The sequence below is a fragment of the Paenibacillus sp. BIC5C1 genome (assembly GCF_032399705.1).
Lineage (GTDB): Bacteria > Bacillota > Bacilli > Paenibacillales > Paenibacillaceae > Paenibacillus > Paenibacillus taichungensis_A.
This window is the reverse complement of record NZ_CP135922.1, coordinates 3,723,353-3,748,408: the sequence shown is the minus strand read 5'-3', so window position 1 is coordinate 3,748,408 and position 25,056 is coordinate 3,723,353. Positions and strand designations below refer to the sequence as shown.

17 protein-coding genes and 1 pseudogene are annotated in these 25,056 nt (G+C 43.0%); 12 read left to right on the top strand and 6 right to left on the bottom strand.

The window, feature by feature from the left end; all coding sequences use genetic code 11:
• Positions 1 to 41: 41 nt before the first annotated feature.
• Positions 42 to 1,346: a hypothetical protein gene (locus tag RS891_RS16730; protein WP_315792440.1), complete on the bottom strand. Its 1,305-nt coding sequence runs from the start codon at positions 1,344 to 1,346 to the stop codon at positions 42 to 44.
• Between the two features lie 139 nt (positions 1,347 to 1,485).
• On the opposite strand from RS891_RS16730, the gene RS891_RS16725 reads away from it, so the two are divergent.
• The 7 genes and pseudogenes from RS891_RS16725 (at position 1,486) to RS891_RS16695 (ending at position 10,267) form a co-directional block, all read left to right on the top strand.
• Positions 1,486 to 1,821, top strand: coding sequence for a hypothetical protein (locus tag RS891_RS16725; protein ID WP_247897711.1), 336 nt, complete (start codon positions 1,486 to 1,488; stop codon positions 1,819 to 1,821).
• Between the two features lie 301 nt (positions 1,822 to 2,122).
• A pseudogene (locus RS891_RS16720) lies at positions 2,123 to 3,628 on the top strand (alpha/beta hydrolase family protein).
• Positions 3,629 to 3,928: 300 nt separating this feature from the next.
• The gene (locus tag RS891_RS16715; RefSeq protein ID WP_315792434.1) at positions 3,929 to 5,116 is read left to right on the top strand and encodes an NAD(P)/FAD-dependent oxidoreductase; all 1,188 of its coding nucleotides are present in this window, start codon (positions 3,929 to 3,931) and stop codon (positions 5,114 to 5,116) included.
• Positions 5,117 to 5,149: 33 nt separating this feature from the next.
• On the top strand, positions 5,150 to 6,049 hold the full coding sequence (sigJ, locus tag RS891_RS16710) for an RNA polymerase sigma factor SigJ (protein WP_315792432.1): 900 nt from the start codon (positions 5,150 to 5,152) through the stop codon (positions 6,047 to 6,049).
• 464 nt (positions 6,050 to 6,513) lie between these two features.
• The gene (locus RS891_RS16705; protein ID WP_315792430.1) at positions 6,514 to 8,253 is read left to right on the top strand and encodes an ABC-F family ATP-binding cassette domain-containing protein; all 1,740 of its coding nucleotides are present in this window, start codon (positions 6,514 to 6,516) and stop codon (positions 8,251 to 8,253) included.
• Between the two features lie 216 nt (positions 8,254 to 8,469).
• Positions 8,470 to 8,943, top strand: a complete 474-nt coding sequence (gene tnpA / locus RS891_RS16700) for an IS200/IS605 family transposase (RefSeq protein WP_315792428.1) — start codon at positions 8,470 to 8,472, stop codon at positions 8,941 to 8,943.
• Positions 8,944 to 9,796: 853 nt separating this feature from the next.
• Positions 9,797 to 10,267 carry an NUDIX domain-containing protein gene (locus tag RS891_RS16695; protein WP_315792426.1) on the top strand — a complete coding sequence of 157 codons (471 nt, stop codon included), beginning with the start codon at positions 9,797 to 9,799 and terminating at the stop codon, positions 10,265 to 10,267.
• Between the two features lie 403 nt (positions 10,268 to 10,670).
• Here the strand turns inward: RS891_RS16695 and RS891_RS16690 are convergent, their stop codons facing one another.
• Positions 10,671 to 11,543: a helix-turn-helix transcriptional regulator gene (locus RS891_RS16690; RefSeq protein ID WP_315792424.1), complete on the bottom strand. Its 873-nt coding sequence runs from the start codon at positions 11,541 to 11,543 to the stop codon at positions 10,671 to 10,673.
• A gap of 250 nt (positions 11,544 to 11,793) precedes the next feature.
• On the opposite strand from RS891_RS16690, the gene RS891_RS16685 reads away from it, so the two are divergent.
• Complete coding sequence (locus tag RS891_RS16685; protein WP_315792422.1) at positions 11,794 to 18,177, top strand: rhamnogalacturonan lyase family protein; 6,384 nt, start codon at positions 11,794 to 11,796, stop codon at positions 18,175 to 18,177.
• Between the two features lie 129 nt (positions 18,178 to 18,306).
• Here RS891_RS16685 and RS891_RS16680 read toward each other — a convergent pair whose 3' ends face one another.
• The 3 genes from RS891_RS16680 to RS891_RS16670 are packed head-to-tail and all read right to left on the bottom strand — an operon-like array spanning position 18,307 to position 21,578.
• Entirely contained in the window at positions 18,307 to 19,773 is a 1,467-nt protein-coding gene (locus RS891_RS16680; RefSeq protein WP_315792420.1) for a serine hydrolase domain-containing protein, read from the bottom strand.
• 51 nt (positions 19,774 to 19,824) lie between these two features.
• Positions 19,825 to 20,919 carry a HAMP domain-containing sensor histidine kinase gene (locus RS891_RS16675; RefSeq protein ID WP_315792418.1) on the bottom strand — a complete coding sequence of 365 codons (1,095 nt, stop codon included), beginning with the start codon at positions 20,917 to 20,919 and terminating at the stop codon, positions 19,825 to 19,827.
• Positions 20,904 to 21,578: a response regulator transcription factor gene (locus RS891_RS16670; protein ID WP_113056421.1), complete on the bottom strand. Its 675-nt coding sequence runs from the start codon at positions 21,576 to 21,578 to the stop codon at positions 20,904 to 20,906. Before RS891_RS16670 ends, RS891_RS16675 begins: the two co-directional genes overlap by 16 nt.
• 194 nt (positions 21,579 to 21,772) lie before the next feature.
• On the opposite strand from RS891_RS16670, the gene RS891_RS16665 reads away from it, so the two are divergent.
• From RS891_RS16665 to RS891_RS16650, 4 genes are all read left to right on the top strand, one after another.
• The gene (locus tag RS891_RS16665; protein WP_113056413.1) at positions 21,773 to 22,069 is read left to right on the top strand and encodes an immunity 53 family protein; all 297 of its coding nucleotides are present in this window, start codon (positions 21,773 to 21,775) and stop codon (positions 22,067 to 22,069) included.
• Positions 22,070 to 22,195: 126 nt separating this feature from the next.
• Entirely contained in the window at positions 22,196 to 22,432 is a 237-nt protein-coding gene (locus tag RS891_RS16660) for a hypothetical protein (protein ID WP_113056414.1), read from the top strand.
• A gap of 57 nt (positions 22,433 to 22,489) precedes the next feature.
• Entirely contained in the window at positions 22,490 to 22,963 is a 474-nt protein-coding gene (locus RS891_RS16655; RefSeq protein WP_113056415.1) for an Imm26 family immunity protein, read from the top strand.
• Positions 22,964 to 23,254: 291 nt separating this feature from the next.
• Positions 23,255 to 24,181 carry a phosphotransferase enzyme family protein gene (locus RS891_RS16650; RefSeq protein ID WP_315792409.1) on the top strand — a complete coding sequence of 309 codons (927 nt, stop codon included), beginning with the start codon at positions 23,255 to 23,257 and terminating at the stop codon, positions 24,179 to 24,181.
• Between the two features lie 317 nt (positions 24,182 to 24,498).
• Here RS891_RS16650 and RS891_RS16645 read toward each other — a convergent pair whose 3' ends face one another.
• A complete protein-coding gene (locus tag RS891_RS16645) occupies positions 24,499 to 25,050 on the bottom strand; it encodes a TetR/AcrR family transcriptional regulator (protein ID WP_315792407.1) in 552 nt (183 codons plus the stop codon).
• Positions 25,051 to 25,056: the final 6 nt, after the last annotated feature.

Genomic DNA, 25,056 nt, shown 5'->3' with positions numbered 1-25,056 from the left:
CATACTTCGTTATACTGGGGGGATACTCCAGCCTGTATATGCTACTCTAGAACGTATTTGGCAATGGTTTTACTCATCTGGATATAGAATGTATTTGCATCGTGAAAACGAACATCGGCTTGGTGAAAAAGTGCGTCATCGATTACAAAAGAGTTTTTTATTTTTAGTGTATTAGAGTCCAGAATATAGTAGGCGGCTTTCTTCGGCTCCGGTTTAGATGAATCATACCAAGCTTGTGTTTTGTCGACGGCTCCGAAGACAATGCTCTGATCATTTAGTCGTTGTAACAGTCCTTGTGCAGGTAAATCAGTAAACGTCTTGGTCGCAATCAATTGATTGTTAGTATTGTAGAGACTAAGCATATTTTTCTCTTGAATCAGATAGTTATTACCTAAGGATACGTAAAAAGAATCGTACATATTATGCGCATACGTTGTACCGAAAACGGCATCCTGTGCTGGCTTAGGCAAAGGTCTGATCCATTTTTTTTCCCCGTTAGGCTTGTAGGCGTGCAAGGTTTCCACTTTCATCTTTGCATCGTAGATGGGAACAATCACAGTTCCGCCACTTAGAACTTCACAGTCAGCATGCACAATATTGACGTGATCCTGCGGTTGGACAGCGGAAATAATCTTCTTTCCTGTAGGAATGGAATAAATATCTATTGTTGTCGTGTTTTTCGGAGCATCAGAATTTATCAATCCGACGTAGTTCCCCTGAATATGACGTACATGGCCAGGCAACTCCCTTTTGATAAGTGGCTTGCCTTCCCTTGTATAAAGAGAGATCACACTGCTGTCTTTTGTGAAAGTAACCACAGCTATGCGCCCATCTTCTAGGACATTGAATTGAAAGTACTCTTTGAATGTTTTGACCCAGCGTGGTTTGTTATTTGAATCCAGAGAGATCAACTGGTATACCTTCTTGTTACCGGAATTCACCTCATCGAAGTAGTAGACGTTACCGCTCTGATCTAACTCAAACGAATTGTAGGGCATAGGCGATTTATGAATCCACTTCTGTTTTCCAGTTTTGTCGTCTATCGCTAATAGGGAGTTTACGGATTTAGTTTTGCCGGTGGAGCGATCTGTCTGATACAAGAATGTATATGCAGTTTGAGAGTTAGTCTGTTCTGATACGATAGGGTAGAAGATATTTCCTGTGAAATAATAGTTCTTACTATGTATTTGGGCTGTCGTATCGGTAGGTACGTCATAGGTCCACTCTGGCTTTGGAAGTTGCTTGTAATCAGAAGCAGATACGGGAGAGGAGATAGGGGCTAAGGAAATACTAAAGAACGCTGTTAGAGTAGTGATTAGAAATGTACGTTTAGTGATTCTTTTCATGATATGAGGTCCTCCTTGCTTTTGGTAAAATCAACCTTTCGATTATAACATATAATGTACATGTTTCCTGAATCCAGAAGCCGCCGTATGTACCATCCGAAAAAAACGGGGATGTTTAAAAAGAGGAGGGCAATGCAAAATGGAATTTAAATTTGGGGACGTTTCTATTCTTCTCCCCCCTTTATACATTACAATTATCGGTATCATTATTTTTTTCTTTTTAGTAAGGTGGAGCAAGCAATTAGAGACAAGACGTTTTACAGTATTCTTTTACTTTTTGATCAGTACTTCCATTATTCCAATTTTTTCTCGTTATACAACAGAAGGTGTCTTTCAGCTGTGGATTCCCTTAGGATTTATAGTAATTTTTCTTTATTTGTTTCGCAGCAAAAGATATCATCCATCTAAAATGAAAGCGAGTATTTTGGGGCTTTCCGTAGCAATATACCAGTTAATACTTCAATACGTCGGATAGATTCTATGCAGTACAAGAACTTAATCCCATTCAAAGTCGCTATTGTAGCGGCTTTTTTGTTTTATGAACTGAGTTTCATTTCCAAAGTCGAGGACAAGAACATTGTGTCACTTCCGTTTAAAAGGTGATCTAAGTATGTATCGGTTCGTATGATCAATTCCACAGTTTTACGAGTCCTACAAACCGCAAGTTAGAATTACAAAAGTGTAAGGCAGATGTAAGTTGAATCGATAGCTTAGGGAAGCGTAGCAGGATAATATTGGAACAAGCAAAAATAGAATTTTTTAAAAGGAGAATCGAGATGAGGCTGTTTGAACTGTTGCTTTTTTTGTCAAACATCGGATTGTTTGCATTAACATTCTTATTAAAAAAGGGACGGCCCAGAATTCCTCTATTCGTTGCAAGCGGGATCGCCACACTTTTACTGGTCATTCATTGGACAGTGGAAGGATACAGAGTTCAGCTATTCTTCTCATATTGCATACCGATCATTTTTTTTGCTACTTCAGGTTATAGCTATTTTAGAAAAAAAGGCCCCCAAAAAATTCCACGATTATTGTTGGGGTTAGCTAATACCGCTATAGCGATAATGCTGGGTGTGACAGCAGTTCTAATGTATGCTTTCCCTGTAATTAATCTACCTGAACCGGCTGGGGAATTTAAGGTAGGAACGCAAACTTTTCATCTCGTGGATAGAAATAGGGAGGAGATTTTCGACAAAACCAGAGATGGTAAGAGGGAGTTGATGGTTCAGGTATGGTATCCGGTTACAGTTGGCACCGGCCAGTACGCTCCCTTTATTCCCGATACTCCAATTTTACGATATATGGCCGCGAACTATGGCCTTCCTGAGTTTACTCTTCAGCACTTGAAGTACGTATCCAGTCATGCTTATTCGGGGGCCGAGGTCTCCTCGGCACAGACTTCGTATCCGCTGATCCTTGCGAATCCCGGCTTCGGCTCGTCCAGGTTCCTCCATACGTCGCAAGCTGAGAATCTCGCGAGCCATGGATATATCGTGGCGGTGATCGATCACACCTACAATACATTTGCAACCGAGTTTCCGGACGGTCGAATCACCACCAGCACAACCAATGACTTATTCTCACCCGAAGATGATTACCGAACAGGAAGAGAAAGTCGCGACAAATTAGGGAAAGTTTTAACGGACGATGTGGCGTTTGTGCTGGACCAATTCGAGCTCATCCAATCCGGGCAGATTCCAAGTCATCTAAAAGGGAGGATTGACCTCGATCATGTCGGCGTGTTCGGTCATTCCATCGGCGGAGCGACGGCCTACGACGCTTCTTACGATCCGCGAATTGCGGCTGGTATAGACTTGGATTGAGGGCTGTATCGACTGCGTGACAGAGAGGAACTGCAAAAACCGTTTTTGTTCATCAACTCGGAAAGCTATTTCGAAGAATTAAAAATGGTTATGGATAATCGGATCTTCACAGATGCAGAGCTTAACCGTATGGGGTCAACAAGAGAGTGGATGGATCAAGTAACGGAAGATAAAAAGTTGGAGCTTGAACGGATGCACGAAACGGTCGACGAAGGGGGACAAATCATGTATATCGAAAATACAGAACATTTAAATTTCGCCGACGTACAGTTCATTTCTCCGATTTTCAAAATGCTGGGCATTACAGGAAAGATTGGGCCAGAGAGAGCAAACTCCGTTATCAATGCATATATGCTGGATTTCTTCGATATGTATCTGAAAAATCAAGGTGGAGACTTAATAAAAGGACCGGATAGCCGCTTTCCGGAGGTGAAGTTCGTAACGGCGCTAATTAAGTAGAACTAGCTTTTCTTCTAAGAACAATTTTGCGATACCTATCCCATAAAGCGACTACTTATATAATTTAAAGAGGGTTTTCTAGTGCCGCTCCACTTCCTGACGAATAGAGTGCATATCCACCGTACGGCTTTCCAAACGTTGAGCCAGCTCATGAACTGCGTTCGATAAGCGGTGAGAAGCTAGGAGATAATTCTGACTTGAAATTTTCGTGGTTCTCAGGAAATTGTAACTTTCTATGGTCAGTGTCACATTAACAGCCGCTATCTCGTTCTATATGCAAACATAGAAGGAGTAGATGTTATGAAAACATTAACTTGCGTCATCATCGGTGCCGGGTATGCGGGAATTCATACCGTTAAGGAAATCCGAAAACTGTTCAAGGATCAGGTAAATAAGTATCCGCTACGCCTTGTCATGATTGACAAAAACTCTTTTCATCTGCGTAAAGTGTTAATGTTTAGACCCGCCGTTACGGATCAAGAAATACGAATCCCGCTTACGAAGCTGTTTCCGGAGGGAGTTGAATTGGTGCAGGCAATCGTCTCAGAGATTAATACGGAAGAGAAGAAGCTACTGTATGTGAATCCGTTGGGAGTGGAATATGAGATGAACTACGATGTGCTCGTTGTAACTGCGGGTAGTGTGATCCGGCAACCCGAGCCTGAACAGGGTGGAATTGCACTTTCCTCATTGGAAAATGCGCAAAAAATTCGAAGTATATGGCTCACTAATCTAAAACAAGCAACTTCAGAAAATAATCCAAGAGAACGGATGCGATTGTTGCAAATCGCCATTGCGGGAGCTGGAATTAGTGGTATGGAGACTGCCGCAGAAATGGCTTATTACGCCCGCAAGGATGCAAAAGATTTTGGACTTGACCCGCAAGATGTAAAAATCTATCTGTACAATCCTCACCAACGTCTATTTTTAGATGGTCCTGCTAAAGTAGGAATGAAACTGGAACAATTGCTCCAAGACATCGGCATAAACACCATGCATAATAAAAGTGTAATCAAGGAAAAAGATGGAATTTTATGGTTATCCAATGGTGAAAAGCAACCTGTAGGCCTGTGTATTTGGACGCTCGGGCTGCAGCCTAATCCCATGCTATCGACGATCGGCTTGCCAGTAACGCCCGGAGGGTATGTGCATGTTGACGTCAGTTACAGGGTATCGGATATGTCCGGTATTTATAGTATTGGTGACTGCGCCAGAATCACAGACCCGGTAAACGGGCATGTCGATGGCAAGACGTGCAAGGAAGCAATACCCCAAGCTGCTAGGCTTGCCAAAATTATACTAGCAGATCTCGAAGGGCGCCAAGCGCCGGTTCATGAAAGCTACATTAAATCGTTCAGCATCGGGCTAGGTCCCGACAAAGGTTTAACCTGGGTAAACAAATGGGGGCTTGATTTCGTCGTCACAGGTAAATTGAGCTGGAAAATTAAAAAATATACTTGGGATACAGCAAGTATGTTAACGACTTAAGAAAGAATGAAGACGGAATAGGAAGTGTTGAAGATGGAGGAGCTATACAGACAATACAAAAAGTTATTGCTCACACTTGCTTATCAGATGACAGGTACATGGTCCGAAGCGGAAGATGCTGTGCAGGACGTATTTCTGAAAGTTTGCGATGTAAATCCGGCTGGTCTGACCGAAGAACCAAAAGCATACTTGTGTAAAATGGTCGTTAACCGCTGTCGTGACCTGTATAAATCGGCTCGGAGACGGCGGGAACACTATGTCGGAGAATGGCTACCCGAACCCATTCCGACTTCGGAAGCGGATCCGCTCAATCTCATAGTCCGCGATGAGCTTCTATCTTATGCAGTCTTAGTGCTTTTAGAGAAGCTGTCTCCGTCAGAACGAGCGGTGTTTGTATTGCGTGAGGCTCTCGGTATCGAGTATGTAGGTATAGCCAAGGTTATCGGTAAAAGCGAGATGAACTGCAGGAAGATTTTCAGCCGAGCTAAGGTAAAGATGGGGATCGGTGAAGGAGAGCCAGATGCTGCCAAGACGGATAGAGAAACATGGATTCGCCAGTTCGTTTCCGCGCTGGAGCAAGACAACACCAAGCAGATTATTTCTATGCTAGCCGACGATGTCGTGCTTATTTCCGATGGGGGAGGCAAAGTGGTTGCCGCTGTTCGCTCGATCATATATCGAGATGCCGTTTCCAAATTTCTTCTTGGTTTATTCCATAAGTCATCCCAACATGAGGGCGGTATTCAGTTAGAAATGAGCGAGATCAACGGTCAGATCGGAGTCGTTATCCGTTTGGGTGAGCAAGTCGATTCTGTTGCGCTGATTCATGCTGAAGGACAGTTGATTCGCAACATTTATCTTATCCGAAATCCAGATAAAATTAGGTTTTTTAACATTCCTGGGGATTATGAAGAGGAACCAAGCACAAACTAAACGAGAGACAATGGTTAAAATTAACGACCAGATGAAGCTGTCGGAGATGTGAAGCAGCTGTATGGATAAGTACAAACGATAACATGTTACGCAAACAAAAGTGTAGCCTTCCTATTGCGGCAGGATACACTTTTTTTGTTTATTTTAACGGAAAATATTTACAATAAAACCTTGAATAACAATGGCCTATACATCGACTACGTCATTTTCATGAATAATTCAAGCAGCATCACACCTAACACGGTTTTAATCTGCTCATATGTAAATTGTTCTTTAATCAAATTTAACCGAATCAAGTATGTTGATAAAAAACAGAGGAGAAATGACGTTTTCCAATTGCTGCGTCGATTTCATCAATGCAAAATGGATTGTACTTGGTGGTAAACAGTGTTACTCTAAAAGTCTGTGTTCGACAATACATTTGAATAATAGCCACCATTTTAGTTGTAAAGAAAGGTAACACTATGATAAAAGTTGATAAACTATCCTTCTCGTTTCCACAAAAAGAACTATATAACAACATTTCATTTACGTTTGAAGAGGCACAACATTGCGCATTTATCGGAACAAGTGGCAGTGGGAAAAGTACACTGATCGATATCCTGATGGATCCGGAACGATATTTGTTCGAGGGCAAGTTAGAGATAGACCCTGATTGCAGAATCGGGTATGTGAGTCAGTTTTTACAAGTAGACAAAACGAAAGAAATGACCGTTTTTGAATATATCGCGGAAGAATTCATCAAGATACAAGATGAAATTACAGCGATTTATGCGGAGATGGCCACCACATCGGATATGGATTCGCTGATGGAAAAGGTTCAATTGGCTTTGGATGCCTTCGAGGCGATGGATGGGGATAATTTCGAAAAAAACATCAATAAACAGTTAAACCTTGCCAACCTCATGAAGCTCAAAGATCTTAGTATATCCGCCATAAGCGGCGGGGAATTCAAACTCATTCAAGTGATGAAGGAAATGCTGAATCGTCCAGACTTAATGATTATGGACGAACCCGATGTATTTTTAGACTTTGAAAACCTAAATGCACTTAAAAAGCTTATTAACTCCCACAAGGGAATGCTGCTGGTCGTTACGCACAACCGGTATCTGTTGAATCATTGTTTCAACAAAATCATACACCTTGAAAACACAGAAATCCAGGAGTTTGACGGACGATTTATCGATTACAACTTCTCGCTACTTCAGACTAAGATCGAGCTGCAAGAAATCGCGGTTGCTGAAGCTGAAGAAATTGAGAGATACGATCACATCATCGACAATCTTAGAGAGATCGCCACGTATAATTCGGAAGCCTCCAGAGGCAGAGCGTTAAAAGCCAGAGTCAAGTTTCAAGAGAGATTGGAAGCACGTCGAATAAAAGAACCCTTTGTCGATATCAAACAGCCGAATATCAGTTTTGGTATCGATAAGGAAATGGAAGAAGCTGTTGTGGTTAAAGTCAATAATTATAGCGTTTCCTTTGATGAGCTGCTTCTGGAAAATGTGAACTTTGAGATCAAATCGACAGATAAAGTAGCCCTGATTGGTCCAAATGGAACCGGGAAAACGACTTTACTCCGAGAAATCTTTAAAAACAATCAGGATTCCATTGAAATCAATGCTGATGTTAACGTGGCTTATTTATCTCAGGTTCAAGGAGAAATGCTAAAAGATTCGAATACCATACTAAATGAATTCATAGATGCTGGGTTTCAAACGTATGATGAGATTAGATCGTATCTTCCAAACTATGGCTTTGAAGGAGAAATCCTTGATCAAAAGATTGAATCGTTATCTGGCGGAGAAAAAAACATGCTCCAATTGGCTAAAGTTTCTGCCAGTCAAGCCAACGTATTGCTTCTAGATGAACCGACAAGCCATTTGGACATATATACACAAATCGCATTGGAGAAAGCCATTGAAGACTACAAAGGTGCGATTCTCATGATTTCTCATGATTTCTATTCTGTTGTAAATGGTATGGATTATGTTTTAATTATTGAGGACAAGACGATTAGCAAAATGAGTATACAAGAATTTAGAGAGATGATTTATGCGAGTCATTTTGATGAAGACTATCTAGAAAATGAACAAAAGAAAAAGTCTGTTGAGATGAAAATCGAATTGGCTTTAAAAGATACTAATTTTGAACTTGCCAAAGTTTTAGTTGATGAGCTTGAAGAGTTGATTAAGTTGCTTTAATTACAGCTCTCTGATTGAAATGATTACAAGAACATTGTTCCATTAAAAGTCGCTATCTTAGCGGCTTTTTTTTATTATGGCTTCAGCCAGTTGAGTGCGTGAAACGCGCGAAACAAAAAACCACCCGCTATGCGGGTGGAGGGACCTGAGGTTTGACCACCAAGACCATTCCGATAAAATTGAGATGTTCAGGCTCAACGAAAGGAATGGTCTTAGATGGCAAATAAGAGCTACAGCCTAGCTCACACAAAGTGGATGTGCAAATACCACATTGTATTCACCCCGAAGTATAGACGGAAAGAAATCTATAATCAAGTGAGAAGAGACTTGATCGAAATTTTCAAACGTCTATGTAAGTACAAAGGAGTAGAAATTATAGAAGGTCACATGATGCCCGATCATGTTCACATGTTGGTAGCGATCCCAACGAAAATGGCTGTCTCCACGTTCATGGGATATCTAAAGGGAAAAAGTTCGCTCATGATCTTCGAGAAACACGCCCAGCTCAAGTATAAATACGGAAATCGAAAGTTTTGGGCAGAAGGGTATTACGTAAGTACAGTGGGTCTAAATGAAGCAACGGTAAGAAAGTATATACGTGAACAAGAAGCACATGATCAGGCGATAGATAAGCTGAGTGTAAAAGAATATGAAGATCCATTTAACAGTAACAAGAGCAAAAAGAAGTAAAACCAGTTTAACTGGTAAGTGAAAGTGACAAATAACACTGAGCCTGAACAGATTTGCTGTCAGGCTAGCGTCTTTAGGCGCAGTTTGGCAACAGGGGGTTATACCCCAAGAGCAAACCACCCGTTCGACGGGTGGTCCTGATTTTATCGGTACAAGTTCGTGTCCCGAGCTAACGATGATTGGCTGCTTTCATTCAATTAAAGGAGGTTAGTGTAACTTTCAACTTTTAGATAACGTATAATTTAAACAGGATTCTAGACATGAATACATTCAATGGAGGGGTTAGATTGAACAAGTATGTGTTACATATCGTTGCAAGTGTAATTTGTATATTGACACCTGCCGTTGGTCTCTTATATGGTTTGTGGGATAGCCACCAACCCAAAATAGGACCTGTCGGAGACGGGAAACCGAATTATCCTACAATACCTCAATGGATATCTATTGTCTCTTCTTTTATCTGTGGAATAGTTAATCTACCTCTAGCCATAATTCGATACAGACAAAACATAAAGCCTAATAAAGATATTAAAAGTTAATGTCTCTTACAATAACGGGAAAATTCTCAATAAGTTATCAGGCAGGTACGTTATTGGGAATGAGGAAAAATGATATACTTGACTCTAGTGCATTATAGTGGGTATTATTTCCATACATTGATGATTAGGAGAATAGACGATGTTAATTTTAGAATTAAAACAATCTCACCATCATGGAAAGCGTTAATCCATTCCTTTAAAAATTGGGGATGGGTTAACGCTGTTCGCGCTTACCATCCTGCGATATGCAACGCGCAGGACTTAGGTCTGCGCGTTTTTTATTTTGTTGTTACAAAAGAAATGGAGGAGTAAAAATGGCAATCATGACAGATTCAAGAGGTAATATTTTTTTGGAATTTATTAATATCGAGTATGATAAGGTCACAACAATTACACTGGATGCTCCACTAACACATGCTCTAATCGTGGCGAAGTACCAAGGAAAGTATCTCTTCATGCATAATAAGTGGAGAAAGAAATGGGAACTGCCAGGAGGTATTATTGAAGCTGGAGAAGATGCTCAACAATGTGTAATTAGAGAATTATTTGAGGAAACCAATCAAAATATTGATACGGCTGAATTCAAAGGTTTAATGAAGTTTAGACTGCAGCCAAGTTTTCATGGACCTGAACGGACAGAGTATGGAGCTCTGTTCGTGGGTGAACTGTACCAACTTGATGATTTTGTTGAAAACGATGAAGCTTCGTCAATTATCCTTTGGGATGGTATATCAGAGATTGGTGATGTCGCAGAAATAGATAGGAAGTTAATTGAGTTCGTGTGAAATATGATTAAGCTAATAGGAAACGGGCCATGAGATCTGGATCTCAGTAAAGAAAAAATAACAATTGTCCTAGGGTTACGATAGTTGCGCAAAACGAAAGGACCATCCCAAAAAGGGATGGCCTTAAACTTACCTTTACAGGCAGAGCGGAGAGCCAATTGGTATCTCATTAGAATTGCCCGTATCAAAACGAACGTAACAAAGAAGTAATTTAATCCATGAATTCTCTTACATCTCAGAAAACCGAAGAACATTGTTCCATTGAAAGTCGCTATTTGGCGGCTTTTTTTATTTTATCGGTACAACAGAAAACCGTATATCTAAATCCAATGATAAGAATATGTTCCGAATTTATACTAGATTTACATCTAAATTCCTTTCTTGCCTAACAAATCGAGTCTGGCTATTCATAATAAATGGCCTCATAAGGAAACTCTAACTTATTCATACGATATTCTTTGGGCGATATGGACATATATTGCCGAAAAACTTTGCCGAAATAGCTGGGACTCTCAAAGCCGCATTGTTGGCCAATTTGGGAAATCGGAAGTTCCGTCGTGCGGAGTAGTCTAATTGCAACCTCAATCCGTCTGTCTTTGAGATAGGCTAGCGGTGATGTTTTCTCAGATTTCTGAAATAACCTGCACAAGTAGTGTTTATTGATATCGCAATGGCTGGCCAGCAGATCGAGCGTCAATGGAGATGCATAATTCTCTCGGATGAATTTTTTACATTTCTCGATCGTTGTTATTGAAAGGGCACCGATATCCTTCTCCGCATCCCGACTCGTCTGCACTAGGATAAGCAACCATCGATAGATTTGCATGGACAAGCGATACTTGTCCGTAATTTTCTCTTGATGAATCAAATGGATAATTTGCCATAACTCTTGAATCAAGGGAGAGTCCGCGTTTCGTCGAATGACATGTCCCTCATTATCATGGATCATATCCCAAATTCGGTTGGCTTCATCCCCGCGAATGTTTATCCATATGAATTCCCATGGTTCGTTGTTCTCTTGCTTATAGTAATAGCAATGTTCTCCGGAGATTTTAACAAGTAAGGCATGTCCCTTTGGTAAAGGAATCGTTTGATTTTCAATATCCAGATAGCCCTGACCATTTAGCGTATATTGAAAAACAACGTGCCCCGGGTCAGGTCTGTTATCACTTGGACAGCGATATTCCTCGCTTGAGACGGTCTGCCATCCAATAGAGTCCAGTGTCATGATTGATGTATCGTCATTACGAAAAGCATAAGAGACCGTATGAACCATACTTTCATCTCCTGCCTAAAAAAGTCAATTATATTATATAATACGTCACATTTTTTAGATTGTCTGTCTTTTTTTAGACCTGTAAGATAAATGTAAGCGGTAACATAAGAAGGGGGTGACTGTAGTTTGTGACCATTTGACAACCAGAAGGGCAGATCGAACTTGAGATTTCATGGGGCTGCCTTAATGACAAAAAGATATCTTTCCCCAGATTCTAAAATGAATTTTTAGATAAGGAGGAGTTAATCCGATGAACCGAAGAACTGTTTCCATCCAGAAATCAATGTTTGTATCTTTATTAGCACTCCTTATGGTTATTTCACTGGCTATCCCCCCGGCGCCGGTGCGTGCAGAGTCATCAGCAAGTCTGCCTGGTCGCCAGGCAGAATATCTTAACCGGGGTCTGGTTGCGGTTCTTGTAGACAACGGCGTTTTTTTAAGCTGGAGGTATTTAAACAATGATCCTGATGAGATCGCTTTCAATATATATAAAAACGGAACTAAAGTAAACGCATCGCCCATAAGTGATGTGACGAACTATGTGGACACAACTGGCTTTGACAGCTCCCAATATCAGATCTCCACCATCGTTGCGGGCAAGGAGCAAATGCTGCCAGAGGTTGTATCGGTATGGCATAATGATTACTTGCCTATTCCGCTCGATAAGCCGGCCGACGGCCGGACCAAAGACGGTGGAACTTATTCGTATTATGCAGGTGACGCTTCCGTTGCGGACTTGGACGGCGACGGCGAATATGAAATCGTCTTCCTATGGAGTCCGAGCAATTCCAAGGACAATTCGCAGGCAGGATACACCGGCAATGTGTATATCGATGCCATCAAACTGGACGGGACGAAGTTGTGGAGGATTGACCTGGGCGTTAACATTCGTGCAGGAGCGCACTACACGCAATTAATGGTGTATGATCTGGATGGCAATGGAAAGGCCGAAGTTGTTGTCAAGACGGCGGACGGCACGAAAGACGGCCAAGGCACGGTCATTGGCGACGGTACGAAAGATTACCGAAACGAGAGCGGATACATACTGTCAGGGCCGGAATATCTGACGTTGTTTGACGGTGAGACTGGCGCGGCCGTATCCACCGTGAATTATGATCCGCCAAGAGGCAATGTCAGCGATTGGGGCGACGGCTATGGCAACCGTGTAGACCGGTTCCTTGGCGCAATCGCTTATCTGGATGGCACGAAACCAAGTGTCGTGATGAGCCGGGGGTATTATACCCGCACTGTGCTTGTTGCTTATGATTATGTTGGTGGGGAACTCGTCAAACGCTGGACGTTCGACACAAACGAAGCAGGATCACAATATCAATCACAGGGTAATCATAATCTAAGTGTGCTGGATGTCGACAATGACGGCAAGGACGAAATCATGTTTGGCGCTCTAGCCATAGACGATGACGGCAGCTTGATGTACAGCACCGGACTCGGCCACGGCGACGCTATGCACGCCGGCCAGCTAGATCCAAACCGTGAGGGCTATCAGGTCGTAAGCGTGCATGAGCATTCGGATGCTGCATACGGACTGGAGATGCGCGATGCGGCAACAGGTGAAATTCTATGGGGGGAGAAAACAGGTTTTGACACCGGTCGCGGGATGTCGGCGGATATTGATCCGAACTATCCGGGATACGAATCATGGGCCACAACCATTACCAATGGGCAGAGCGTTCCCGTGACCAATACCTATTCGGCTGCCGGAGAGGCTATCTACACGGTGGATGAAGGGCCCAAAACCGCCAATTTCGCCATTTGGTGGGACGGAGATCTTCAGCGGGAGCTGTTTGACCATGAATGGGATAACAGTACAGCCAAAGGTATCCCCCTCATATATAAATGGGATTACGAAAACAAAAAGCTGAATGAAATCTTCCGGGCGACCGGTACGTTAACGAACAATCATACCAAAGGGAATCCGGCTCTTCAGGCGGACATTCTGGGAGATTGGCGAGAGGAAATTCTGCTGCGGAGCGAAGATAGCTCGGAGTATCGTCTCTACACGACGACCATTCCTTCAGATTATCGCATCCCTACGCTGATGCAGGACCCTGTATATCGACTTGGTGTAGCCTGGCAAAATGTAGCCTACAATCAGCCGCCTCATACCGGCTTTTATCTTGGAGCGGAAGCTACAGCATTTCCTAAAGCCGATCTGGCATTGACCCGCGAAGCAGAGATGCCGGAGCCGGTTTACCGCTTTGATTTTGGTACAGAGACAGCTTCAGGAAATACGTCTATACAGGACACGTTATACAGACAAGAGACGGGATACGGCTTCAAGGATACAAGCGGTGTTACCGTAGGAGTAAACGAGGTTTCGGTTGCGACCGGTACGATCTTTGCTGTTGACCTGCCAAATGCCAATTATAAGGTGACACTACGGTTGGGCAATGATGCGCATGACTCGAACGTTGGAGTCAAATCCGAATTTGTCCAGAAGCTTGCCGTAACGAATGTGACAGCTGGAGCACCGTTGGAGTATTCCTATGATGTTGCATTGGTGGATGGACAGCTCGATTTCTTATTCACCGGTACAGCCATAGACATTCAGGACATCCTCATCGAGAAATATCCGGAGAAAACGGCCGGTGCGGCAACAACGATCTATATGGCTGGTGATTCAACCATGCAATCTTACAGTGAAATGCAGGCTCCTCAAGAAGGATGGGGTCAGCAGTTCGGACGTTATTTCTCCAATGGGGCAGTCGTCGTGAACGAGGCGATCGGCGGCCGAAGCAGCAAATCCTTTATGGTAGACGGTCGTCTCGATACGATCCTGCAGCGAATTAAGCCAGGGGACTTCTTCTTCATTTCCTTTGGTCATAACGACGCCAGTGCAGGGATACCGGACCGGTATGCATCACCAGAAGACTATAAAATCTACTTAGCTCGTTATGTAAACGGTGCCAAACAACGCGGTGCTACACCAGTATTGCTCACTCCTGTTGGACGCAGAGACTTCAATACGGTGACTCAGGAGTTCAACGTCAGCTTCCCGGCATACGTGCAGGCTGCCAAAGAAGTGGCAGAGGAGCTTGACGTGCCGCTGATTGATCTGAGCAAGTTAAGTATTGCGTACTACGACAAAATTGGTAATACCGCTACGGAAAAAGTTTTCCTATATGCTAATCCGGGTGAATATCCAAAATACCCGAATGGGATCAACGATAATACCCATTTCAGCAGTTATGGTGCGCACAAAATTGCCGGACTCGTTGCTGGTGCGGTCAAAGACATGAAGCTGAGCATTTCATCCCTGGTCATCGACCCGGATATTCCTGAACCCGAACCAGAGCCGGAAATCCAGCTATATGAGGAGGATTTTGAAGGCGACGCTGCCAACTACCAGTATGCAATGGTCAATGCCACGGGTATTGCAGGGACCATGGCAGGAACAGTGGTTGAACAGTCCGGAAATAAGGTACTGTCCGTCACAGGGTCCGGATCGGGCAATCGGGCCAAGGTATTCCGTCTATTCGATGCCGTAAACGGTGACAAGGTGAATGTGAACTTTGACTGGCAATCCGGTAATGTGAGTGCCTATCCGTCAGAAGGTCATCTCACGGTCCAGGATTCCAACGAAAATGCCCTGTTCACGCTGTTTACCAAAACCGGAAGCACCAAAATTCATTATTATGTCGGTGCATATAATCCGGACTACGGCACAGGAGATACAGCTATACCCGAAGGGGGAACGGCTACTGAGATTTCCAAGAATCAGTGGGTCACTGTGGATGCTACCGTTAATTTTGCGAAGAAAACGCTAGATCTGACATTAACAAATCTGGCGAATCCGACAGTTACACAAACGATTAATGATATCCCGCTGAGTTCTGGCGTATATGCTGACAACGTCAGAGCGATTCGATTCCTGGGCACGAGAAAAGGTGGTGGAGGCACGTTGAACTGGACTACCCAGATTGACAACGTGCGGATTGAAGGCACGAAGCTTCCTTCAGAGGGCGGTGATCAGACGGCCTTAATCGCTCTGTACGATGAGATCAAAGCACTTGATCTGTCGAATTATACAGAAGCATCGAAAGCTGTGGTGAATCGGGCTTTGGTAGCTGCGGAAGCGATATTCAATACGGAAGCCACCCAAGCTCAAGTTGACCATGCGTTTAACATGTTAACTGTTGCAAAGGATTCATTGACAAGTGAACCAAGCGAAGAAATAAACGAATACAAATTTGACTTTGGTTCCGGCGGCGCTGCCGAAGGATACATCAAGGTAGATGCCAAAAGAGCGTACATCGAAGGCAATGGGTACGGCTTTGCCGATACTGCGCTGACCAAAGATGAAAACCGGGAGACCGGGGATGCGCTTAAAGAGGATTTCACACGGGTAAACGGCACCTCCTTCCTGGTGGAGATGGAGCCAGCCAATTACCGGGTAACGATGATCATCGGGGATGCGGAGGAATCAACCAGCGCAAATGTTGTTGTAGAGCAGATGACAAAGCTGCCGCTCACAACCATTGCCAAGGGCGAATTCAAAGAAATTACGTACGACATTGCCCTGATTGATGGAATCTTCAACTTCAACTTCACCGGAAATGCACCGAAGATCAATGCGCTGAAGCTGGAACGTCTGCCAGATCACAGTGCAAGCGATAAACCTGTTATTTATTTGGCCAGCGATTCCACTGTGGCCAATTACGCGGAGAACTATCGTCCGCAAGCGGGCTGGGGCGAAACGTTGGGTCGATATTTTGATCCAAATGAAGTCAGTATTGATAACCGGGCAGTTGGAGGTTTGAGCAGCAAGACCTTCCTGGTCGGCGGATATCTTAACGATATTTTGCTCGACATTCACGAAGGTGATTATCTGTTCATGCAGTGGTCTCATAACGATTCCACGCCGTCCCGACCGGAGCGTTATCTTACGCCCGAGCAGTTTAAGGTATATTTGAAAGAATACATTAACGGTGCTCAGCAAAGAGGTGCGATCCCGGTTCTGGTTACGCCAGTGAATCGTCGTGATTTTACCGGAGAGGTGCTGAACAAAAGCTTCCCGGAATACGTGCAGGCGATGAAAGAAACGGCGCAGGAAACAGAAACACTCATCATCGATCTGAACCAGGCCAGTTGGGAGCATTTCCAGGAGCTTGGCACAGAAGGAACCAAATCGATATTCATGTGGGTAGGCACTACGGAAGACAATACACATTTGCAAATGAACGGTGCAATCAAGGTGTCTGAACTCGTGGCAGGCCTTGTAAAAGATTTGAATATACCGTTATCTGATTTTGTAACGCTGGAAGGGGGATCACCGGAGCAGGAGGCACCGCATACCACTGCAACTGTGGAAGGAGAATCGCAGAACGACTGGTATACTTCTCCAGTACAAGTAACCTTCACAGCAAGCGATGAAGATTCCGAAATTGAAGGGACTTATTATCAAATCAATGGTGGCGAAACGGTGAGTGGCACACAGTTGACCCTAACTGAAGAAGGTACACACACCATCACCTACTGGAGCATCGATGTTGATGGTAACAAAGAGAGCGAACAAACTTTGTCCATTTCCATTGATCTCATACCTCCAACCATTGAAATTCATGGTCAAACCGAATACACCATTGATCAGCACGTGGAAATTGGCTATACAGCGTCCGATACGGTATCCGGTGTGGTAGAACCGGAGGGTGTGCTCCTTGACACTCCGGCGTATACACTCGAACCCGGCCTGAACCAGGTTACGGCAACCGTCCCCGATTTGGCAGGCTGGGAACAGACGGTAGAATATCGTTTTGGGGTTATTGCTACTTTCGACAGCCTGATCAATCTGACCAACTCCTTTGCTGATGAATCGATAGATCCGAATGCCGGCGTTCTTGCTAATCAGCTTGCGAACAAGTTACAGCAGGCCAAACAGGCAGCAAACGATCGTGAAGGAGCAAAAGCGCGTCAACTGCTTGCATCCTACGGTAATAACGTTCAAGCAGCTAAAGAAACCGTATTTACGGATGAGCAGGCAAGTGTGCTAATGAAGTGGGAGGAATGGCTCCATCAGACGACCCCACTAGCAAACGGGGCTCCTGGCACTCCGGTGTTATCTGACAATAATGGTTACGACACAGGGCTCAAAGACGGTGACTATACAGTCACGATGAATCTGTGGTGGGGAAATAACGGCAATCAGTTCAAGCTGTATGAGAATGGTGAATTGATCAAGGAAATTTCTCTGGTCGATCAATCCCCATCCGCCCAATCTGTTCAAGTTGATATTACTGGAAAGAAAAACGGCACCTATATCTATACTGGAGAATTGATCAATGCACTGGGTACAACCATGAGTGTTCCACTTACAGTCGTCGTCACGGATGCTTCTCCGGGGCAAGCCGTTCTGTCGAACGACAACTGGGACGGTGACGGCAACTTTAATGTCACCATGAATCTGTGGTGGGGAACAAACGCAACCGAATACGAACTTTACGAAAATGGTGTGTTGGTTGACACACAATCTCTGCAATCTCATTCACCTGGTGCACAGTCTGCGGTTACCGCAATCTCTGGAAGGGTACCTGGAATCTATGAATATGAAGCTATACTTCGTAATTCTTCAGGGGAAACCAGATCATCCAAAATAAATGTGACAGTACGAAAGTAGACCGAAATGTTTGAGGCAATCCATTAAACCTTAAGTGATTAGAACCGAAGTAAGGTAAGTATATCAAAAGTGCTACTCCTCATTATTTTGAGGAGTAGCACTTTTGTTTATTTGGAGGAATTGAAATGTCTATGCATAGCCGTTCTTTTTGTTCTCAACATAGATGTAATAATAGCAAGCCAAATGTACGAAATTGAATATCGACCATACAACAAGCCATATGATTGGAGACGACAGGGTAGTCCAGATGCCGAACCAAGGCAGCACGCGTCCTCCGCCGATAAACGTCACCAGAGGAGATAGAGACAAGAGAATTAGAACCGGGATCAGCCTTCCGACAGTTATTAGAATCAATTTGCTGATCGTTAGGCGTTTGTTCCTCCGACGGATGCGAAAATAGGTGTACACGCTCCATATAAAGGTAGCCAGGATCAGCAGAATCATGATTGTTTCCATATTTCTGCCGTTCAGAAAAGAGATTGTGGGCTTCTCCCCCCTCATTATATCCGCGATTCCATCGATGAAAGCCGAGTAATTCACAAAAGCGTTTAATCCGGAATTAAACATCACCGCGATACCCATTTGATCGTCCAAATAAACTATTTCTTCCGACTTGTACGTCCAGAAAATGCCACTATGGGAAATCGTTTGGCCGCCGGACTCGTCATGGTCAGCAAGCCAGCCCATGCCGTACGGACCGATGGCTCCGGCTGTATGATATTGTTTCATCAATGCAGGGGAAAGCAAGCTGCCGTGATATTGGGCAAGCATCCATAGGGACATGTCCTCCGCGGTTGAAGCGATGCCTGCGGGGCCCTCAATGAACCAAAGCGGTTCCGATTGACCTATGGAACGTCCCAAACTCAAGTAATGTCCTAGCGGAATCGTTTTATTATCATTGATTTGCTGCGTCGAGGTGACGCTAAAGGTATGGTTCATTCCTAACGGTTCAAAAATATGTTGTTTCAGGTAATCGGAAAAGAATTCACCGCTGACGCTTTCCACGAGGTTCGCCAGCAATACGTAATTGGGATTATGATAGCTGTATGCTGTTCCTGGATTATGGGCAAGTTGAACCTTGTTTAATAATCGGTTGGTCTCATTCAGCGATTGGAATTGCGGATTTCTCGTCATATCGGGATTTACTTTGTCATTGAGACCACTGGTCTGATTCAATAAATGACGGATCGTGATGTCAAGAACACGGGGATCCTTAGGAGAAAGCTCGGGAAAATAGGAGGCGTAAGTCGCATCCAGGTCAATCATGCCTTTGTCCGCCAGCTGCAGAACGGCCAATGCGGTAAAGGACTTGCTTAACGAAGCAATAGGAAAAGGGGTTTCTTCCGTAACGCTTTGACCATCCGCGAATGTCCCGTAGCCTTTTGCGTAGAAGACCTCATCGTTATTGGCAATCGCCAGCGAAGCAGCCTTAATGTGATTGGCCTTCATGCTCCGAGTCATATATTCGTCGATCTCCTGCAAGACTTCTGTCCTGTCTCTGGCTTCATTGGCGGATACGGAGGTATTGCACATGGTAGATAACAACAACAACAAACAGCTGATTGTGATATACATTCTTCTTTTCATTTTTAACATGATAACACTCCTTGAATTCAAGATAAGGAAATGCTATCAGATAATTTTCAACTATTTATCAACTTGGGTCCCAATGCTTACCGTCACGTTTCCGCCGCCGTGAGATCCGTTTGCGACCTGGAGACTTCCTTCATGTTTTTCGCAAAACACCTTGCAAACGTAAAGCCCCAACCCGCGATGTTCGGTCGCATCCCACACTTCGCCACGATAAAAAGGGAGTACAGCCTTATACAGGGCTTCGTCCGAGAAACCAGGACCGTCGTCTGAAACGGTGATTTTCAGCGTGCCTTCCAGAAGGTCATAACGAACGTTCACTTGACTGGCTGCGTATCTGACCCCATTGGCCACCACATTTTCGAAAATCTGCATGACAAGATAGGGATCCACATGTATTAAGGCATTATCATATTTCAAAGAAGAGACGAAGCATATACCGAAATTCCTTGCTATTTGTTCGCCACTGCTGTCCAGTAAAGTCGTCAATGAGATCGTATCCATCGACTTGATGTTTAACAGGACATCCTCCAGCCTCTGAATCGAGTTCATGGCCTCCGCATAGCTCTCCAGACGCAAGATGTGAAGGTTCATGGTCTGAATCAGATCCAACACCTTTTCTTCCGATAACTTCTTCTCGGGCAGATAGGTGGCGAGAAGCTCAGCGTTTCCTTTTAACACTGACAGGGGTGTTCTCAGATCATGGGCAAAAATCGCATTGAGCTGCTTCCGCTCCTCAACTGAACGCCAGAGCGTCTTTACGTTTTTCTCCAACTGTGAACGCATGTTTTCAAATACCGCGATCAACTCGCCCATCTCGTCCCGGCTGTCATAGGAGATTCTGAAGCTTAAATCGTTGGCCGAAATGCTTTCGGATGCTTGCTTTAATAACTCCAGCGGACGTTTTAGTTTCCATCTATAAAATAGAACTGCCATGGTGATAATTCCAGTGGCCACGGTTAGCAGCACAGCCGCAACGAGGGAGGGCAGCACCCAATCCTTTTCTCCAAAACGCAGGCGCAGATTCTCTGCCCAAGAGAACTCCAATGTTATGACGACCAGCACAGCAATGAGCGTGACCACGCACAACAGGATAAAAGATTGCAATAAGGTAAATCGCTTTAGCAGCGGCCTATTTATGAGTTTAGCCATTTGTATCCGACTCCCCAAACTGTTTCGATTCGGTTATCGCAGCTGTATTCCTTTAATTTGGAGCGAATACGCCGGATATGCTCCGCGATCACGCTGCTGTCGCCCAGACTGTCCATGCCCCAAATCGTTTCGTACATGCGTTCTTTTTCGAACACCATGCCGGGATGCGTGGACAGCAATTCGATAATGTCGAACTCTTTTTTGGCCAGAGGAATTCGCCTCTCCCGGTAGTAGAGTTCCCGGGCTGTGTAGTCAATAACCAAGTCATCACTAAACCTTACCGAGGATTTGCTTTGGGTTCGCTGTTCCCTGCGCATATGCGCTTCGACCCTGGCTCCCAGTTCGCGAATGCTGAAAGGTTTCAGGATATAGTCATCGCCTCCGGCCCGAAACCCGGCTATTTTATCTGCGTCTTCGATTCGAGCTGTTAAAAATAAGATCGGGCAAGAGACAAAGTCTCGAATTTTCTCGCATAATTGAAGGCCGTTCTGCTCAGGCATGTTGATATCTAGCAAAACGAGATCGGGTTGTTGTTCCACCTTCCGCAGCGCCTCCCGGCTGTCCTTGGCCGTTATGACGGAATATCCGTTTATTTCAAAGTAATCGGTCAGCAACTTTCGAAGATCTGCTTCATCGTCCACGATCAGTATTTTAGGCATTAATGCTCTGTCTCCCATATCTAAATGTTTGCATTCAGCATAGCAAAAATCTTCAAGCAATGTAATCTTCATTGAAATAGGATTTTTTACCCAGAAATCAATAAGTATTTGGGGGAGGGAAAACTTTAGCAAATTTTTCATTTCGTAAATATTCTAAGTATATGGTATAAATTTCAAAAAAAGAGGTGTAGATAATGAATACATTAAAATGGCTTCAGAACTGGTATTATGAAAACTGCAACGGGGATTGGGAACATTCATATGGTGTGAAAATTGATACAGTGGATAATCCCGGTTGGTCTGTTGAAATCGACTTGACAGATACTTATTTAGAGGATATGTTTTTTGATTCGGTAGAAGAAGAGAGAAATGATAAAGATTGGTTTTACTGTATTGTGAGGGATGGAGTGTTTCATGGTGCAGGAGGAGCAATGAATCTAGAAGAGATACTAGTTTACTTTAAAAATTGGGCTTCAAGCATAGAGAAATAATAAAAATGGTAATGTTAAAAAACATCGATCATCTCATGGAAATTTAAAGAAATACCTTAAAGGTCCCACATGAACATGATTGGAAGCTTCATAGAAGTCTATGGAGATCGTGAAGGGAGACTCAAGATGTATAGTTACGATGAATTCACTGAAGACTTAAATCGTGGACACGAAATAGAATTTGACTTGAATGATACTCATTTCTTAATCAGTTATAATGAAAGTGGCTGGTACTGTATTAAGGAAAATGAGGAATCGCAAATTAAGTATGAGTCCGTTGAGCAACTATTAAATGAGTTCAAGATTAATGATAAAACATTAAAAAGTTTATGGGGAAATATCATTGTGAGTGACATATTTTGACTAACATCGTGAACAACGTTATCTGTTAAAAAGCCGTTATAGTATGGGAGGCCAGTAATGGCAGGAAAGAAAAGGGTTAAAGTGAAGTTAGGAGATGTCTTCGCGATAAGACTTGATCAGACTCGTTATTGTTATGGACAAGTTGTTTCTGAAGGAAGGATATCAGATTGTATGGTTGTATATGATCTGGTATCAATGGAACACCCAAAGGTCAGTGAAATCACGTCGAAACCAATCATTTTCTTAATACAGACTGTGAATTCTAGGATTGAAGATGGCATCTGGAATGTGATTGGAAATGGGCCAATATTAAGCATGACATTTCCTTTGTACAAAGTGGAAACTGAAAATGGATATCTGTTGGTGGATCATAAGGGTGATGTTGTAAATGAAGACCCCAGTGCTTCAGAGATTGAAAATGTTCCCGAGTTGGAGTCTTGGTCACCTGTTAGTTTAGAAAAAGCAGTCAATGCTAGGTTTGTAACAGGAGAATGGGACTCCTATTATAATGAGTTAATTTATAAAGATTAGTTTATGTTTAATTTAACCTTGATGCTGTGTGATCAGTACTTAATGGTTAATGAGGTGAACAAGAGGTGGAAAACAGCTATGAAAAATAGAAACATAACAGGTATTGTAGTGGCCGTAATTTATTGTGTTGTTCTTTATGTTTTTTTAACTGATGCCCCCCTGGTGAAGCTCCAAATAATCCGTTTTGGGTATATTCATTGTTTCCACTCGGAGTTGTTGTAATTACGTCTCTTTTTGATTATGTGATTAAGTTCGATTTCTTTAGAAAAAAATAATGACACCGTTCGTTTATTGGGCGGTTATGAAAGCTTTGTTTATGAATACCATAAAAACAATGAATCTTTCATATTGAAAATTTCACATACAATTAGAAGATCAAGAAATAATATACAGGGTGAAATTGAATTCTTAAATTTTTTGTCGAATAAAGGACTGGCAGTTTCAAATGCTGTTCCATCGACCAGGGGTAATATGGTTGAAGAAATTGCTTCAGAAAATGGTTCGTTCCTAGCTATTTCATACGAAATGTCTCTTGGAAAAGAAGTGTCGGTTGAAGATTGGAATGAATCGCTTTACGAAAAATGGGGCGAATTTCTGGGGGGAATTCATCATGCCACAAAGAGTTATGAATGGAGTAATCCGGCGTTTAAACGACAAGCCTGGGATCAAGAAGTTCAATTAAAGGCGGAGAAATATCTGCGACCTGATGATGTAATGATTTCAATTCTAAAAGAAAGATTAACAAAACTTGCTTCTCTGCCCAAGTCCAAAGATACATACGGTTTGACACATACTGATTTTCATCAAAGTAATTTTTATCTGCATAACGGAGACATTTATTTGTTCGATTTTGATGATTGCGGTTATACATATTTCGTAAACGATATTGGGATTACATTGTACTATGCACTTTCTTATCCGTTTAAGGAATTTGAAAATAAAACGGAATATTATAGATTGTTTTTCCGCCATTTTATGAAAGGATATCTGAAGAATAATACAATCCAAGAAGAAGAAATAGTATATTTACAAGATTTTATTAAATTACGTCATGCATTGCTGTATGTTTATTTTCATCAAGCAAATGATGTGTCAAATTTGAATGAAGAAACAATGAACTGGTTAAAAGAGCTTCAACGAGTAGCCGCTTCTGACGAACCTATGTTGCCGATTGATTTTGTTCAAGAATTTAAAAGCATTCATAATAGTATTCATTAACTTGAAAGCATGGAATTTTACTAACGGAGGGACTGACTCAACGCAGCCGGCTCACGCTGCATCAGAAGCGTAAAATCAATATTCCGGTGCGGCGTACTTCGCTACGTCCGGCTCGAATACGGCTCCATGGGATAAGTCCAGCTCCACATGGGCAGTTCCGCGAACGTCGGGAAATTGAAAAGCCAGCGGAACATCTACATCAACCTATGGGAGAAGAATAGTTGTATAAAGCGAGATCAAAATCAGGGCCATCCGGCGAAGGATGGCCTTTAACTTGCCGTCACAGACAGCGCGGAGAACCGAAGCACATGACAGACTCATTCTTTTGAATAGGGCGTAATTCCTCTTGAGTATAAGTTCTCCACTAACTTGAAAAATTCTTCTGACGATAAATCTTTTTGACGCTGGAGCCAAAGACGAAATAAAGAAAGGGAGGTTGTCAGATAAAACTCAATGAAGTATGGTGTTAAGGAATGGTTTTGTGGCACGTTTAATTCTAATTGATTCAAAGTGATTTCTTTTTTTAAGCGTTTTAAAAAACGGGTACTTCCGTAATCACCCAAAAGGGCATTAAGAACCAGGAGATGTTCTCTTTTGTCCAGACAATTAAGCGTATCTTGAACCATATTCACCGATAGCTCTTTATTCGCCATTTCTTTTTTCAATTCATTCAATAAATCATTTTCAACAGAGTCTAACAATTCGTAAATGTCAGTAAAGTATTGATAAAAAGTGCTTCGGTTAAATCCTGACTTGTTCGAAATTTCCTGAACCGAAATTTTCTCAATCGGCTTTTGGCTATATAACTCACAGAAAACTTCTACAAATTTTTGTCTTGTTTTCTCCGTTATTTGGGGTTGCTTTTTCATGTTTCC

Coding starts and splice junctions, on each gene's coding strand:
- RS891_RS16660 (WP_113056414.1), top strand. CDS start 22,196: ATGTATAGTTACGATGAATTCACTGAAGACTTAAATCGTGGACACGAA.
- RS891_RS16715 (WP_315792434.1), top strand. CDS start 3,929: ATGAAAACATTAACTTGCGTCATCATCGGTGCCGGGTATGCGGGAATT.
- RS891_RS16690 (WP_315792424.1), bottom strand. CDS start 11,543: ATGGTTCATACGGTCTCTTATGCTTTTCGTAATGACGATACATCAATC.
- RS891_RS16705 (WP_315792430.1), top strand. CDS start 6,514: ATGATAAAAGTTGATAAACTATCCTTCTCGTTTCCACAAAAAGAACTA.
- RS891_RS16655 (WP_113056415.1), top strand. CDS start 22,490: ATGGCAGGAAAGAAAAGGGTTAAAGTGAAGTTAGGAGATGTCTTCGCG.
- RS891_RS16725 (WP_247897711.1), top strand. CDS start 1,486: ATGGAATTTAAATTTGGGGACGTTTCTATTCTTCTCCCCCCTTTATAC.
- RS891_RS16645 (WP_315792407.1), bottom strand. CDS start 25,050: ATGAAAAAGCAACCCCAAATAACGGAGAAAACAAGACAAAAATTTGTA.
- RS891_RS16680 (WP_315792420.1), bottom strand. CDS start 19,773: ATGTTAAAAATGAAAAGAAGAATGTATATCACAATCAGCTGTTTGTTG.
- RS891_RS16670 (WP_113056421.1), bottom strand. CDS start 21,578: ATGCCTAAAATACTGATCGTGGACGATGAAGCAGATCTTCGAAAGTTG.
- RS891_RS16695 (WP_315792426.1), top strand. CDS start 9,797: ATGGCAATCATGACAGATTCAAGAGGTAATATTTTTTTGGAATTTATT.
- RS891_RS16730 (WP_315792440.1), bottom strand. CDS start 1,346: ATGAAAAGAATCACTAAACGTACATTTCTAATCACTACTCTAACAGCG.
- RS891_RS16685 (WP_315792422.1), top strand. CDS start 11,794: ATGAACCGAAGAACTGTTTCCATCCAGAAATCAATGTTTGTATCTTTA.
- tnpA (WP_315792428.1), top strand. CDS start 8,470: ATGGCAAATAAGAGCTACAGCCTAGCTCACACAAAGTGGATGTGCAAA.
- RS891_RS16675 (WP_315792418.1), bottom strand. CDS start 20,919: ATGGCTAAACTCATAAATAGGCCGCTGCTAAAGCGATTTACCTTATTG.
- RS891_RS16665 (WP_113056413.1), top strand. CDS start 21,773: ATGAATACATTAAAATGGCTTCAGAACTGGTATTATGAAAACTGCAAC.
- sigJ (WP_315792432.1), top strand. CDS start 5,150: ATGGAGGAGCTATACAGACAATACAAAAAGTTATTGCTCACACTTGCT.